Origin of the sequence: Tenacibaculum dicentrarchi (assembly GCF_964036635.1) — a bacterium.
GTDB lineage: Bacteria > Bacteroidota > Bacteroidia > Flavobacteriales > Flavobacteriaceae > Polaribacter > Polaribacter dicentrarchi.
Window position 1 is genome coordinate 2,015,976 of record NZ_OZ038524.1, and the last position, 14,042, is coordinate 2,030,017.

Sequence of the window (14,042 nt, forward strand, 5' to 3'; positions counted from 1 at the left end):
TTTGATGACTAAAAAACAAGCAAGCACAGACGAATTGATTTCTGTGATTATAAAAGGGATTGAAGAGGTAAAAGGAGAAAAAATCCAATTACTAGATTTACGAGAAATAGAAAACACTGTTTGCGATTATTTTATAATTTGCTCAGGAAACTCAAACACACAAGTAAACGCCATTTCTGGTTCTGTTCAGAAAATGGTAAGCAAAGAACTTAAAGATAAACCTTGGCATATTGAAGGACAAGGAAATTCAGAATGGGTTTTAATGGATTATGTACATGTTGTTGTACATATTTTTCAAAAAGAAGTACGTGATTATTACGACATTGAAAGCCTTTGGGGTGATGCTAAAATCACGGAAATTAACACACTATAATTCCTACTAATTTAGACACATTGTTTTATGAGTGATAAGAAAAAAAGTGCTCCAAAATTTACGTTTAATTCGTTTTGGATATATATTCCAATATTAGTAATCTTATTAGGGTTAAGTTTTTTTAACTCCAGTAATTTAGGCTCTCGTAATATTTCAAAAAACGAATTCAATAAAATTTTATTAGAAAATGATATTGAAAAAATTGTTATTGAAAACAATAATGTAGCCCAAATTTTTTTAAAGAGTGAGGCTGAAAAAAAAGAAGCACATAAAAAAATAACAAATTCTCCTTTATACAGAAAAGGAGCACCTTTATACACTTATAATTTTGGTGACTTACAAAATTTCGAAAATGAAATCAAAAAAGAAAAAGCACAAAACAATCTTGATTTTGACAGAAAAAATGTAGAACCGACAAGTTTAGTAACAACCATTATTGAATTTTTACCTTTTATCTTAATGATAGGTATTTGGATTTTCTTTATGAGAAGAATGTCTGGAGGTTCTGGTTCTGGAGGTGGCGGTGGTCAAATTTTTAATATTGGTAAATCAAAAGCAAAACTTTTTGACCAAGATACTAAAGTTAAAACAACCTTTAAAGATGTTGCTGGTTTAGAAGGTGCAAAAGAAGAAATTCAAGAAATTGTAGACTTCTTAAAAACACCAAAAAAATACACGAAATTAGGAGGTAAAATACCTAAAGGTGCTTTACTTGTAGGACCTCCTGGAACAGGAAAAACATTATTAGCAAAAGCCGTAGCTGGTGAAGCTGGTGTTCCTTTCTTTTCATTATCAGGATCTGACTTTGTTGAAATGTTTGTTGGTGTAGGTGCTTCTCGTGTTAGAGATTTATTTAAAAAAGCACAAGAAAAATCACCTTCAATTATTTTTATTGATGAAATTGATGCTATCGGTCGTGCTAGAGGTAAAAACAGTATGACAGGTGGTAATGATGAACGTGAAAACACACTAAATCAACTTTTAACAGAAATGGATGGTTTTGGAACTGATACAAATGTTATCGTATTAGCTGCTACGAATCGTGCAGATGTGCTAGATAGTGCCTTAATGCGTGCTGGACGTTTTGATCGTCAAATATATGTTGATTTACCTGATTTACACGAGCGTAGAGAAATTTTTGAAGTACACATAAAACCATTAAAATTAGCTCAAAATGCCGATTTTGAATTATTAGCACAACAAACACCTGGTTTTTCAGGAGCTGATATTGCTAATTTATGTAATGAAGCTGCTTTAATTGCTGCTAGAAACAATAAAGAAGCTATTGAACATCAAGACTTTTTAGATGCTGTTGATAGAATTGTTGGTGGTTTAGAAAAGAAAAATAAGGTAATTACACCAAAAGAAAAAGAAGTAATTGCTTTTCATGAAGCAGGGCATGCTACGGTAAGTTGGATGTTAGAGCATGCAGCTCCTTTAGTTAAAGTTACTATTGTTCCTCGCGGACAATCATTAGGAGCAGCTTGGTATCTTCCTGAAGAAAGAAAAATTGTACAAACAGAGCAAATGCTTGATGAAATGTGTGCTACTATGGGAGGTAGAGCTGCCGAAAAATTGATTTTTAATAAAATTTCAACAGGAGCTTTAAGTGATTTAGAAAAAGTAACTAAACAAGCACGTGCAATGGTTACTGTGTATGGTTTAAACGAAAAAGTCGGAAACATTACTTATTATGACTCTTCTGGAAATGATGGTTTTGTAAAGCCTTATAGTGATGATACAGCTAAAGTTATTGATGAAGAAATTTCTAAAATAATTGAAAATCAATATCAAAGGGCTATTGATTTATTAACCAAACACGAAGATAAACTTAGCCAACTTGCAAAATTATTACTTGAAAAAGAAGTAATGTTTAAAGCTGATTTAGAAAAAATTTTCGGTGAAAGACCTTTTGATAAAAAAGACATAAAAAAAACCACCGTAATTGAAGAATAGTTTTTATTTCAATGAATTTTTTTAAAAAATTATATAAATCCTATAAAAAATCATCTGATGATAAATTAATTAACGAACAGGAAGTTAATTTATCATTAGATGATTCCTTTGTACATAACTTTATCAGCAAAGGTGGTAAATTTTTATACTGTACTTCTATTGATGAAGTATCTATTAATTTAATTCAAATTTTACAAGAAAATAACTGGAAACAACTTACCTGTTCTGATTTTAACCTACTAAAAATCACTAAAAAAACAGGAACTTATACACAAGTAAAAGCTTCTAAAGAAATTCCTTTTTTTACTTCTTGTGAACATTTAATTGCCAATAATGGTGATATTTTATTTTCTTCAAATCAATTAGGCAGTGAAAAATTACCCTACCACTCAGAAAACTTTATTGTATATGCTACAACAAGTCAGTTGGTAAAAAATATGAGCGAAGGTTTAACAGGTATAAAAACACACTTTAGTGGTAATATTCCTACCAATATTTGTTCAACAACAAATTATAAAATAGAAGTTGAAGATGGTAGTTTTTTAAGTTATGGTAATAGTAACTCAAAAAACTTATATTTACTTCTCTTTGAAGACTTATAAACTATGCGAAACCTAATAACTAGAAGTATTTCAGGACTTGTTTATGCTATAATTTTCATATCAGCAATCCTTTTTTCTGCAGAATCATATATTGGATTAATTGCTGTTTTTTCAACTATTTGTATTTTTGAATTTTCAAAAATATTACAAGTAAAGAACGTATTACCTTATGTACTTTTAATTGCTATTATTTATATTTCTACTATTAAAATACCGCTTTATTTTAGTGGTTTTTTAATCGGATTTTCTTTTCTTGGTTTAATAGGATTATTATATTACTTAATTACTACAAAACCAATAAAAACGAAACAAACATCACAAAAAATAACTTTACATATTGTTTACCTAATTTTACCTTTTTATTTTTTAATAAAACTACCATTTATTAAAGAAAATTATCATCCAAATATTATAATTTACATAATTTTATTAATTTGGACAAACGATAGTTTTGCCTTTTTAGTTGGTAAAAATTTTGGAAAACACAAACTTTTTGAATCAGTATCTCCTAAGAAAACAATTGAAGGTTTTATGGGGGGTATGTTTTTTGCTATTTTAGGTGCTTTTTTAATTGGGGAATTCGGAGAATATCCGAAGTATTTTTCAATATTAAATTGGATATTTATAGCAATTATTGTTACTGTATTTGGTTCTTTAGGTGATTTAGTAGAATCTAAATTTAAAAGACAAGCAAATATAAAAGATAGTGGCACAATTATGCCTGGTCATGGAGGCTTATTAGATAGGCTTGATAGTTTATTCTTCCTTGCTCCTTTCGTTTATTTATACATACACTATATAATATAATTATATTTTTTTATGCTAAATACTTTAGACATACAATTTAAAGAAGCTTACGAAAAAGCTTCTAGTATTAAAGAAAAACTACCTCCTGATACCATGCTTAGACTTTACAGCTACTACAAACAAGCTGTAAAAGGAGATATGTTTTCTTTTAATGAAAACGATAATGATAATCTAAGGAATGGCTTTAAATTTAATGCATGGATACAATTAAGAGGCATGAATGAAAATCAAGCAAAACAAGAATATATCAACTTAGTAAATTCAATTATAAAATAATTATCATGAAAAAAATCATTTATTCTTTATTCGTACTTTTCGCTATTGGCAGCTTAATTTCTTGTAACTCGACTCCTAAAAAAGAAACAACAAATAAAAAAGAAATTATTGCTGAAAAATTTGCTTTTGTACTACAAGATGCAAATAATGCTATTAATTGGACAGCTTACAAAACAACAAAAAAAGCACCTGTAAATGGTATTTTTAAAAAAGTTACAATAACTGCTAATGGAAAAGGAAATACTGTTAAAGAAGCAATTAATAATTCAGAGTTTTCAATACCTGTGAGTAGTGTTTTTACAAAAGAATCAAGTAGAGATTTTAAAATTAAGAAATTTTTCTTTGGTATTATGGACAATACTAAATTACTTTCTGGTAAATTAGTCTTAGAAAATGATACTAACGGTTATGCTGATATTACCATGAATGGCGTCACTAAAAAATTTCCATTTACATACACAATTAATGGAAAAGTTTTTAACCTAACAGGGAATTTAAAAATTACTAATTGGAATGCTGCAAAAGCATTAGCCTCTTTAAACGAAGCTTGTAAAGACCTACATAAAGGAGATGACGGTGTTTCTAAAACATGGGATGATGTAGCAATAAACATCACCTCTACTTTTAAATAACACTTAAATTTTTAGTTTATTTTACAAAAGCCTTAGATAAAATCTAAGGCTTTTTTGTGTTAAAAAATAACTATATTAAAACAAATCAGACTCCTCTAAAGAAAAGATTACACTTACTTCAACATCAAAAATATGAGCTAATTTTAACGCTAAAACTGTTGATGGAACATACTTTCCTAACTCTAAAGCATTTATTGTTTGCCTACTAACCTTAGCTAATTTAGCCAACTCCGCTTGAGTAATATTTTTTTTGGCTCTTTCAACTTTTATAGTATTCTTCATAATTAGCTGATTTTTAAAGTTTATAAATTTTCCAATTAAATCTTATTATAAAAAATAATAAGACCGTAAACATATTAAAAATCATAACCCATAAAAAGGAAAGATCGTAAATAAATAAAAAAGAAAATAAAAGAATTCCATAGTTAACATATACTGCCCAAACTAACGACTCTAATCTTATTTTCGAAATATATTCATCTTCTATGTCCTCTCTAGAAAAAGCAACAAGTAAAGAGCTTATAATAATTAAAATTCCTAAAATTTCATTTAAAATATTATTTTTAACCATTCCTACTTTATTATTTTCATCTATAAAAATAGCAGGGACTTTAAAATTTAAACAATTTGGTTCATACTCGTAAATTAAGCTAACCAAGCCAATAATAACAGAACTAACAAATAGAATCCATCCTGTCTTTTTAAATTTATAAGGAAATAAATAATCTAATTTCATAATAATTATCGTTTAAAAGTTTATCAAATGTAAAACAAACGATACAATTAGACAAGTAAACATTACATTAAGTAATCAGGTTTTCAATTATTAAAAAAATTAATCATCAAATAAAAAAAATCGTATATCAAACTCTACAGCATTGATATACGATTTTTTTTAACATCTAAAAATTATTAAAAATAAATCTTCTAGATAAAATATTACAATTTCATATCGGTACTTTCAAAAATTTTATCGGCAGAACCTGCAATAAAACCAGAATATAATTCACCATTTTCCATAGCATGACGGAAAGCAAACTCATAATAACAAGATGTAATTTCTTTGGTAACTTTTTTAAAAGCTACAGGAATTCTATCAGCTAAAACACTTGATTGTTCTAAAAAAACGGCTGGAGTTCCTTTAATTTCACCACCAGAAGTATTCATTTTAAAACCGTTATCTTTTAAAAATTCGTTTACTTCTTGTAACGATTTAAAAGTGTCTAACTTATTTACATCTACCGTAAAGTGATTTGAACAAAATCCGTTTACATATAACCATGCAGCATATTCAGTTTCTGCTTGTAATTTTTCATAAACTTCAAAAGAAGGTTGTTCCCATAAACGACCTTTAAAAACTAATTCGGCAGGATTTAAGTCTTCTTCTGATAATCCATCGATTAAATCTTTAACCGTTGCTTGTAATTCCGTAGAAAACTCTTTTGTTTTTAATTGACTAATAAATACACGTGGAGCATTTTTATCAGTTGTGTGCTCGTAATGTTTTGCATATAATTTTTTAGCTTCAAAGGTATATTCTCCACACTCTTTATAACCAACTTCTAAAAATGGTGTTGCTAACACTTCAATATTTACACGTACATCATCAAAAGTTCGAATAGCAATATGGTCATTGTATACCGTATTTCCTTTTTCTGTAAATAAATCTTTAATTTTTTGAGCAGAAGGTGTACGCTCTGTGTACTCTTTCCATAATTTGTCAAATATTTGTGTAGTTGTCATGTTTTGATAATTTTTACTACAAATAAAATCATATTCCTTTTAATAAATACTAAAAATGACTAATTTTACATCACATAAAGTTATTTTATGGTAAAACAATAAATTAAACCATAAAAAAAAACCAAAATAACATTATCTTAATTAAAAAATAGAAAATGAATAATCAATTTGATTATATCGATAAACAAATACTTTTAAAACTACGTTCAGATGCTCGAAAAGCCTATTCGCAAATAGCAGAAGAATTAAAAGTTTCTAATTCATTAATTCATCAGCGGATAAAAAAACTCACCACCGAAGGACTTATAAAAAATGCCGAATTTATTTTAGACGAAAAAATGTTAGGCTATAAAACAAAGTCATATACAGGAATTCGATTGCGGGAAGCTCGTTTTGCTAAAGAGGTTATGAAGGCTTTAGAAAAAATTCCTGAAATTACCGAATGTAATTTTGTATCGGGTAATTATGCTATTTTTATCTTAATTTATGCCAAAGACAATGAGCATTTACAAAAAATATTATACGATAACGTACATTTAATAAACGGTGTTGCAGGCACTGATACTTTTATTTGCTTTGATACCTGCTTTAAAAGAAATATCCCTATTGAATAACTGAAAGATGACAGAAAAAACACTATTATTAAAGTTAGATAAAAGCTTAAAAGGTCAATTATTTTTTGATGATTTACATAAAACTTTATATGCTACGGATGCCTCGGTATATAGAAAAATACCGTTAGCCGTAGCCTATCCGAAGGATTCAGAAGATATTAAAATACTAATTGATTTTGCTACCAAAAATAAAATTACGTTAATTCCAAGAACTGCGGGAACTTCATTAGCAGGACAATGTGTTGGCGATGGAATTGTTGTAGATGTTTCAAAACATTTTACAAATATATTGGCTTTTGATGAGCAAAAAAAAACAATAACTGTACAACCTGGAATTATTCGAGATGATTTAAATCGATTTTTAAAACCCTACGGATTGTTTTTTGGACCAAACACCTCAACATCAAACAGATGTATGATTGGTGGAATGGTTGGAAATAATTCATCAGGAAGTACATCAATTCGCTACGGAGTTACTCGTGATAAAGTCATTTCTATACAAGGGATTTTAGCTGATGGAAGTGATGTTCTTTTTTCAGAAATTACTTCGCAAGAGTTTCATCAGAAAAAAATAAATCAAACTTTAGAAGGAACTATTTATAAAACTATTTATAACGAACTTTCTCAAGAAGCAATTCAAAAAGAAATTATAAATGAATTTCCAAAGCCAGAAATACACAGAAGAAATACAGGATATGCGGTTGATGAATTTTTAAAATCTGATTTATTTGGCGGAAATGAAACAACTATAAATCCTGCAAAATTTTTATCAGGAAGCGAAGGAACGTTGGTTTTTTCTACAGAAATTACCATACAATTAAACGACTTACCTCCTACTTTTAGTATTATGGTTTGTCCGCACTTTACGAGCATCAACCAAAGTTTAAAAGCTACGGTTACCGCAATGAAACATAAATTGTATGCCTGTGAATTAATGGATAAAGTTATTTTAGATTGTACCAAAAATAACAGAGAACAAGCTAAAAACCGATTCTTTTTACAAGGTGACCCTGAAGCTGTTTTAATGTTAGAAGTTTCTTCGGATACTTTAGAAGATGCAGAAATTCAAGCTGATAAATTAATTGAAGATTTAAAAGCGAATAATTTCGGACATCATTATCCTAAAGTTTATGGCGATGATATAGCAAAAGTACATCACTTACGAAAAGCAGGTTTAGGCTTATTAGGAAATATTGTTGGCGATATGAAAGCAGTTGCTTGTATTGAAGATACAGCAGTTGCTTTGGAAGATTTACCAGAATATATTGAAGAATTCACTCAAATTATGGATAAATATCAGCAAGATGCCGTTTATTACGCACATGCTGGTGCTGGTGAATTACATTTACGTCCGATTTTAAATCTGAAGAAAAAAGAAGACGTTGTTTTATTCAGAAAAATAACCACCGAAACTGCCGAATTAGTAAAAAAATATAAAGGTTCATTTAGTGGAGAACATGGTGATGGAATTGTACGTGCCGAATTTATTCCGTTAATGATTGGTGATAAAAATTATCAGTTATTAAGAAAAATAAAAAAAGCCTTTGACCCTAATAACGTTTTTAATCAAGGAAAAATTACCGATGCTTTTCCGATGGATAAAAATTTACGCTATGAAATTGACAGAAAAGAACCTGTTATAAAAACATTGCAAGATTTTTCTGAAAGTGAAGGAATTTTAAAATTAGCCGAAAAATGTAATGGCTCTGGAGATTGTAGAAAATCGCCAGAAGCAGGTGGAACTTTATGTCCAAGTTACAGAGCAACCAGAAATGAAAAAGAAACAACTCGTGCAAGAGCTAATATGTTACGAGAAGTTTTAACAAATAATACGGCTAAAAACAAATTCGACTCTAAAAAATTAAAAGAAGTTTTAGATTTATGTTTAAGTTGTAAAGCATGTGCCACAGAATGCCCAAGTAATGTTGATATCGCTTCGATGAAAGCCGAATTTTTATATCAATATCAAGAAACAAATGGTTATTCTTTTAGAAGTACTTTATTTGCAAATAATGCAAAATATAATAAATTAGGTAGTAAAATACCTGTTATCACAAACTTTTTAACCAACACTTTATTAGCTAAAAAAATAATGGGTGTTGCCACAGAACGAACTGTTCCTAAGTTAGCAAAACAACCTTTATCTGCTTGGCTTAAAAATCATCAATCGAAAAAATCGAAAAAAACTGTGTATTTATTTAACGATGAATTTACCAATTTTTACGATGCTGAAATAGGAAAAGATGCCGTATTTGTACTAGAAAAACTAGGCTATGAAATTAAAAACATAGCACACGAAGAAAGCGGAAGAAGTCATATCTCTAAAGGATTTTTAAACGAAGCAAAAACGCTGGCTAATAAAAATGTAGCTATTTTTAAAGATTTAATATCTGAAGAAACTCCATTAATAGGAATAGAACCTTCGGCAATTTTAACGTTTAGAGATGAATATATCCGTTTAGCTGATGATAAATTATCTGCTAAAAAAATCGCTAAAAATGTATTTACTTTTGAAGAGTTTTTAGCTTCTGAACATAAAAAAGGAAATATAGATACAGCATTATTTACAACAAATACTAAAACACTAAAAATTCATGGGCATTGTCATCAAAAAGCATTGTCATCAACTCATGCTAGTTTTTCAATTTTAAATATTCCTGAAAACTATAAAGTTACTATTATGAACACTGGTTGTTGTGGAATGGCTGGTTCTTTTGGGTATGAAAAAGAACATTATAAAGTAAGTATGCAAGTTGGTGAAGACACCTTATTTCCTAAAATTAGAAATTGTAATAGCAACACGGAAATTGTAGCTTCAGGAACGAGTTGTCGTCATCAAATTTTTGACGGTACAAAACGAATAGCAAAACATCCTATTACTATTTTAAAAGAAGCATTGTCTTAATTTTTAAAACAAAAAAATCGTAATAATAGCACAAATAAAAAATCAATAAGCTCTTTATAGCCTGTTTAAATTTCATCTAAAAAAGTTTTACAACGGAAAAATAAGAAATCGAATCCATCAAACTGAATTTACTTCAATTTCGCACTCTGATTTACCGTATTTTTTAGTTTTTTTTTGATGGTTCTTGTCAATTTTAATGACTAAAAGGAATTAAAAATGTATCGAGAATTTGAATTATTTTATGTAAAAGTTCTCGATACATTTTTTTTAAAGGAAAAAAATCAATAGAACTGAGAATTTATTTAATTTTTAAACAGGCTCTTAATTGTTCTTTAAATATATTTTCCATATTATTGAATAATAAAACCTCGATTGTTTCGGGGTTTTGTTATTTTTATAACCTATGATTCTAAAAAAACAAATAGAAGGTAAAAGCGTTTTATGGCTTCAAAATAAAAATCAATATATAGTTATTGAACATGTTGTTGCTCAAATAATAACGCTTTTAAATAATAATTTTTCAAACAAAGAAATTGCCCATACTTTAGCGGATAAAATAACCGTTCCTGAACAAGAACTTATTGATTTTATTCAAGACATTTCCGAAAATATACTTTCTGAAAACAAAACAGATAGCAAAAATAATAGCAATACTATTATTCTTAATATTCCTCAAGAATTTGAGTATCATTATTATTATAAAATGAATACTGTTATTCTTAAAGTGAGTTTTTTATCGGATTATGAAAAATATTTAGTGCATCCAAAATTTGCACATTTAGAAATCGAAAATCCCGAAAATAGCTTTAAAGAAACGCATCATTACAAAGTTTATAGCACTGAAAATCACATCTCTTTTTCCATTGATAATCAAATTATTGATACTTGGAATTTAAATGAAGTTCATTATTTTCAAGGAAAATTTTCTATGAAAATTGTAGAACATATCCACCGAAAAGAAGAAGCGGAATGGCTGGGAGTTTTTCACGCATCAGCGATAAGTAATGGTAAAGAATCAATGCTTTTTTTAGGTGATTCTGGTAACGGAAAAAGTACGTCATTAGCCTTATTACAAGCAAACGATTTTACCTGTTTAGCTGACGATTTTGTGCCGATTGATGCCGAAAAAAATCATATTTATAGTTTTCCGTCTGCCATTTCTATCAAAAAAAATAGCTTGCCCACCCTACTTCCTATATATCCTGAATTGGAAACTTCGGCGGAATATAATTTTGAAAGATTAGGTAAAATTGTGCGGTATTTAATCCCAAATAATACCGATTATCAGCAACATTTACCATGTAAAGCATTGATTTTCATCAAATATAAAAAAAACAGTGATTTACAAATTACTAAAATATCAAAATTAAATGCTTTTGAACAATTAGTGCCAGATTCTTGGTTGTCGCCAATTCCTAAAAATGCTGAAAAATTTATGAACTGGTTTGAAAAATTACCTTGTTATCAACTTACGTATTCTGATAACAAAAAAATGATTGCTACGGTGCATAAAATTTTTAATGATGAATTATAAAGAAACGTTATTTTTTATCGGAAAATGTTTAACGATTACTCATGAAAAAGACAATCGTATTTTAGTTGAAAAACAATTAAAAACTAGCGATATCAATTGGGATAACATTGTTAAAATAACGACTAGTCATTATGTATTTCCTGCATTATATTGCAACTTAAAACGTGCTGATTTCCTGCATTATTTACCCGAAGATTTAGTAGAGTATATGAAATATATTACAGACTTAAATCGGGATAGAAATCAACAAATAATTAAAGAAGCTAAAGAAATAAATACACTATTATTAGCCAATAATATTACGCCTATTTTCTTAAAAGGAACAGGGAATTTATTAGATGGTTTATATGACGATATTGCCGAACGAATGGTTGGTGATGCCGATATATTAATAAATAATAACGATTTTAGAAAAGCAATACGTGTTTTAAAAGAAAATGGGTACGGTGAAAAATCGGAAAATTTTGTTGATAATACGATTGTTAATCGACATTATCCTAAGTTAACAAAAAAAGGTAAAATAACTGCTATTGAAGTTCATTATAAAATGGTTCGCAATGAAAAAGGGTTTACTTATAACGATGTAAAAAAGAGTTTAAAAACCTTAAAAGATACCACAACAGTATTATCTTATAATAACCAATTATTATTAACCTGTTTTAATAAACAAATTAATGATAGAGGACAATGGACTAAAAGTATTGCTTTTAGAAACTTTTACGATGTGTATTTATTATCAAAATTCACAAATACAAAATCAGTAATCAGTAATTTTAAACATTATGAATCGGGTTATTTGAATAATTTTATAGCAAGTACCAATTATTTTTTTAATGCTCCGACTTCTTTAGAATATTCAAAAACAAAACAGGCTAAAAGTTTCGTAAAAAAACAAGTTTCATTAATGAAAAGACCAAAAATTTTTACTTTAAATAAAAATTTCTGGTCTTTTTATTTTACATCTAAAGAAACTTTATCAGTAATGATAAAAGCATTTTATCTAAAAGAATATAGAACCTATATTTTTGATAGAATAAAAGAACTTAAAACATCTAAACAAAATTAAATCAAATTCTTAACCTCATCAAAATTTAATCCTCCGTAATTACCAGAACTCATTAATAATAAAGCTGTATTTTCTAAGTTTTGATTAAATAAAAACTCTTTAAAATCTGCTGGATTTGTATAGATAATTAAATCATCACGTTCAAAAGAAGTTGCTATTTGTTGCTGAGTAACTTCTTTTAATTGTTTTATTTTTACCGCATCTGGTGAATAAAATACAACTGCTTTATCAGCTTTAGCTAATGCTCCTTTGTATTCTTTTAAAAACTCTGCATTTAAACTAGAATACGTGTGTAATTCCAAACATGCTAAAACGGTACGTTCTTTATATTGATTTTTTACAGCTGTTGTAGTCGCTTTTACTTTACTTGGACTGTGAGCAAAATCTTTAAAAATTACAGAACTTTTATTTTCTGCAATTTTTTCTAAACGTTTACTTGCTCCTTTAAAACTAGCAATTGCTTCATAAAATTCATCTTCATCAATTCCCATATGCTGACAAATCCACTTTGCTCCTGCTATATTTTGTAAATTATGTTCTCCAAAAACTTCTAAAGGCAAATCTCCATCTGAAGTATCAATATAAGTAACTCCATTATCAATAAAATATTCAGGTGTTTGATATGGATATTTTTTTATCGGATTAGTAGAATTTTCTACAATATCTTTTAAAACAGCATCTTCTTCATTATACACCATCATTCCGCCATTTATTAGCGAATCTGTGAAAATTTTAAACTGCTCATTATAGTTTTCAATAGTTGGAAATACATTAATATGATCCCAAGCAATTCCACTTAACAAAGCAATATTTGGCTTGTATAAATGAAATTTTGGACGCATATCTATTGGCGAACTTAAATATTCATCGCCTTCTAAAACAATAAAATCATTTTCTTGGGTTAAATGTACCATCGTTTCAAAACCATCTAACTGTGCTCCTACCATGTAATCAACTTCTCTTTCATGATAATTCATCACATGTAAAATCATAGAGGTAATGGTTGTTTTTCCGTGAGAACCACCAATAACTACACGAGTTTTGTCTTTTGATTGTTCATATAAAAACTCAGGATACGAATAAATTTTAACACCTAATTCTTGTGCTTTTAACAATTCAGGATTGTCTTTTTTGGCGTGCATTCCTAAAATTATAGCATCTACATCAGTGGTTATCTTTTCAGAGAACCAACCAAATTCATTTGGTAACAACCCATATTTTTCTAAACGAGCTTTAGATGGATTATGAATTGTATCGTCACTTCCTGTTACGATATCTCCTTTTTGATGTAGCGCAATTGCTAAATTATGCATTGCACTTCCGCCGATTGCTATAAAATGTACTCTCATTTAACTATTCTAAATTTTATGTAAAGATACTAAACTATGAAAATTCGTTCGTACTATTTCAAAATAATAATTTGAAGCTATTTCCCGCTTTCCGCACTCGCTCTTTTTATTTTTTTAAAAAGAAAAAAACAAAAAGGAGCTCAAACAATTACTACAATCGGGGCTAGGAGTTTTTACTACTTTTC

The 14,042-nt window shown here is 28.4% G+C and carries 14 protein-coding genes; 10 read left to right on the top strand and 4 right to left on the bottom strand.

Going from position 1 to position 14,042, the window contains the following annotated elements; translation table 11 throughout:
- Positions 1-4 precede the first annotated feature (4 nt).
- From rsfS to ABNT14_RS08710, 6 genes are read left to right on the top strand one after another with little or no spacing between them, the layout of a single operon-like run.
- Positions 5-373, top strand: a complete 369-nt coding sequence (gene rsfS / locus ABNT14_RS08685) for a ribosome silencing factor (protein WP_101902858.1) — start codon at positions 5-7, stop codon at positions 371-373.
- Positions 374-400: 27 nt separating this feature from the next.
- Complete coding sequence (gene ftsH / locus ABNT14_RS08690; RefSeq protein ID WP_101902859.1) at positions 401-2,329, top strand: ATP-dependent zinc metalloprotease FtsH; 1,929 nt, start codon at positions 401-403, stop codon at positions 2,327-2,329.
- Between the two features lie 11 nt (positions 2,330-2,340).
- Positions 2,341-2,931: a hypothetical protein gene (locus ABNT14_RS08695; protein WP_101902860.1), complete on the top strand. Its 591-nt coding sequence runs from the start codon at positions 2,341-2,343 to the stop codon at positions 2,929-2,931.
- Positions 2,932-2,934: 3 nt separating this feature from the next.
- Entirely contained in the window at positions 2,935-3,738 is an 804-nt protein-coding gene (locus ABNT14_RS08700; protein ID WP_101902861.1) for a phosphatidate cytidylyltransferase, read from the top strand.
- A gap of 12 nt (positions 3,739-3,750) precedes the next feature.
- On the top strand, positions 3,751-4,014 hold the full coding sequence (locus ABNT14_RS08705; RefSeq protein ID WP_101902862.1) for an acyl-CoA-binding protein: 264 nt from the start codon (positions 3,751-3,753) through the stop codon (positions 4,012-4,014).
- A 5-nt stretch (positions 4,015-4,019) separates the two neighbouring features.
- Positions 4,020-4,646, top strand: a complete 627-nt coding sequence (locus ABNT14_RS08710; RefSeq protein WP_101902863.1) for a YceI family protein — start codon at positions 4,020-4,022, stop codon at positions 4,644-4,646.
- A 75-nt stretch (positions 4,647-4,721) separates the two neighbouring features.
- Here the strand turns inward: ABNT14_RS08710 and ABNT14_RS08715 are convergent, their stop codons facing one another.
- From ABNT14_RS08715 to ABNT14_RS08725, 3 genes are all read right to left on the bottom strand, one after another.
- Complete coding sequence (locus tag ABNT14_RS08715; RefSeq protein ID WP_101902864.1) at positions 4,722-4,928, bottom strand: helix-turn-helix transcriptional regulator; 207 nt, start codon at positions 4,926-4,928, stop codon at positions 4,722-4,724.
- A gap of 13 nt (positions 4,929-4,941) precedes the next feature.
- The gene (locus ABNT14_RS08720) at positions 4,942-5,382 is read right to left on the bottom strand and encodes a hypothetical protein (protein WP_101902865.1); all 441 of its coding nucleotides are present in this window, start codon (positions 5,380-5,382) and stop codon (positions 4,942-4,944) included.
- 203 nt (positions 5,383-5,585) lie between these two features.
- Positions 5,586-6,389, bottom strand: coding sequence for a DUF1338 domain-containing protein (locus ABNT14_RS08725; protein ID WP_101902866.1), 804 nt, complete (start codon positions 6,387-6,389; stop codon positions 5,586-5,588).
- A 155-nt stretch (positions 6,390-6,544) separates the two neighbouring features.
- Here ABNT14_RS08725 and ABNT14_RS08730 point away from each other — a divergent pair, with 155 nt between their 5' ends.
- The 4 genes from ABNT14_RS08730 (at position 6,545) to ABNT14_RS08745 (ending at position 12,508) form a co-directional block, all read left to right on the top strand.
- Positions 6,545-7,003: an Lrp/AsnC family transcriptional regulator gene (locus ABNT14_RS08730; protein WP_101902867.1), complete on the top strand. Its 459-nt coding sequence runs from the start codon at positions 6,545-6,547 to the stop codon at positions 7,001-7,003.
- 7 nt (positions 7,004-7,010) lie between these two features.
- Positions 7,011-9,908 carry an FAD-binding and (Fe-S)-binding domain-containing protein gene (locus ABNT14_RS08735; protein ID WP_101902868.1) on the top strand — a complete coding sequence of 966 codons (2,898 nt, stop codon included), beginning with the start codon at positions 7,011-7,013 and terminating at the stop codon, positions 9,906-9,908.
- A gap of 403 nt (positions 9,909-10,311) precedes the next feature.
- The gene (locus tag ABNT14_RS08740) at positions 10,312-11,442 is read left to right on the top strand and encodes a hypothetical protein (RefSeq protein WP_101902869.1); all 1,131 of its coding nucleotides are present in this window, start codon (positions 10,312-10,314) and stop codon (positions 11,440-11,442) included.
- The gene (locus ABNT14_RS08745) at positions 11,432-12,508 is read left to right on the top strand and encodes a nucleotidyltransferase family protein (protein WP_159459539.1); all 1,077 of its coding nucleotides are present in this window, start codon (positions 11,432-11,434) and stop codon (positions 12,506-12,508) included. Before ABNT14_RS08740 ends, ABNT14_RS08745 begins: the two co-directional genes overlap by 11 nt.
- On the opposite strand, the gene ABNT14_RS08750 is transcribed toward ABNT14_RS08745, so the two are convergent.
- On the bottom strand, positions 12,505-13,857 hold the full coding sequence (locus ABNT14_RS08750; protein WP_101902871.1) for a UDP-N-acetylmuramate--L-alanine ligase: 1,353 nt from the start codon (positions 13,855-13,857) through the stop codon (positions 12,505-12,507). The genes ABNT14_RS08745 and ABNT14_RS08750 overlap by 4 nt on opposite strands.
- Between the last annotated feature and the right edge of the window lie 185 nt (positions 13,858-14,042).

Excerpts from the sequence above, each read along its gene's own strand:
- rsfS (WP_101902858.1), top strand. The coding sequence starts at position 5 with ATGACTAAAAAACAAGCAAGCACAGACGAATTGATTTCTGTGATTATA.
- ftsH (WP_101902859.1), top strand. The coding sequence starts at position 401 with ATGAGTGATAAGAAAAAAAGTGCTCCAAAATTTACGTTTAATTCGTTT.
- ABNT14_RS08695 (WP_101902860.1), top strand. The coding sequence starts at position 2,341 with ATGAATTTTTTTAAAAAATTATATAAATCCTATAAAAAATCATCTGAT.
- ABNT14_RS08700 (WP_101902861.1), top strand. The coding sequence starts at position 2,935 with ATGCGAAACCTAATAACTAGAAGTATTTCAGGACTTGTTTATGCTATA.
- ABNT14_RS08705 (WP_101902862.1), top strand. The coding sequence starts at position 3,751 with ATGCTAAATACTTTAGACATACAATTTAAAGAAGCTTACGAAAAAGCT.
- ABNT14_RS08710 (WP_101902863.1), top strand. The coding sequence starts at position 4,020 with ATGAAAAAAATCATTTATTCTTTATTCGTACTTTTCGCTATTGGCAGC.
- ABNT14_RS08715 (WP_101902864.1), bottom strand. The coding sequence starts at position 4,928 with ATGAAGAATACTATAAAAGTTGAAAGAGCCAAAAAAAATATTACTCAA.
- ABNT14_RS08720 (WP_101902865.1), bottom strand. The coding sequence starts at position 5,382 with ATGAAATTAGATTATTTATTTCCTTATAAATTTAAAAAGACAGGATGG.
- ABNT14_RS08725 (WP_101902866.1), bottom strand. The coding sequence starts at position 6,389 with ATGACAACTACACAAATATTTGACAAATTATGGAAAGAGTACACAGAG.
- ABNT14_RS08730 (WP_101902867.1), top strand. The coding sequence starts at position 6,545 with ATGAATAATCAATTTGATTATATCGATAAACAAATACTTTTAAAACTA.
- ABNT14_RS08735 (WP_101902868.1), top strand. The coding sequence starts at position 7,011 with ATGACAGAAAAAACACTATTATTAAAGTTAGATAAAAGCTTAAAAGGT.
- ABNT14_RS08740 (WP_101902869.1), top strand. The coding sequence starts at position 10,312 with ATGATTCTAAAAAAACAAATAGAAGGTAAAAGCGTTTTATGGCTTCAA.
- ABNT14_RS08745 (WP_159459539.1), top strand. The coding sequence starts at position 11,432 with ATGAATTATAAAGAAACGTTATTTTTTATCGGAAAATGTTTAACGATT.
- ABNT14_RS08750 (WP_101902871.1), bottom strand. The coding sequence starts at position 13,857 with ATGAGAGTACATTTTATAGCAATCGGCGGAAGTGCAATGCATAATTTA.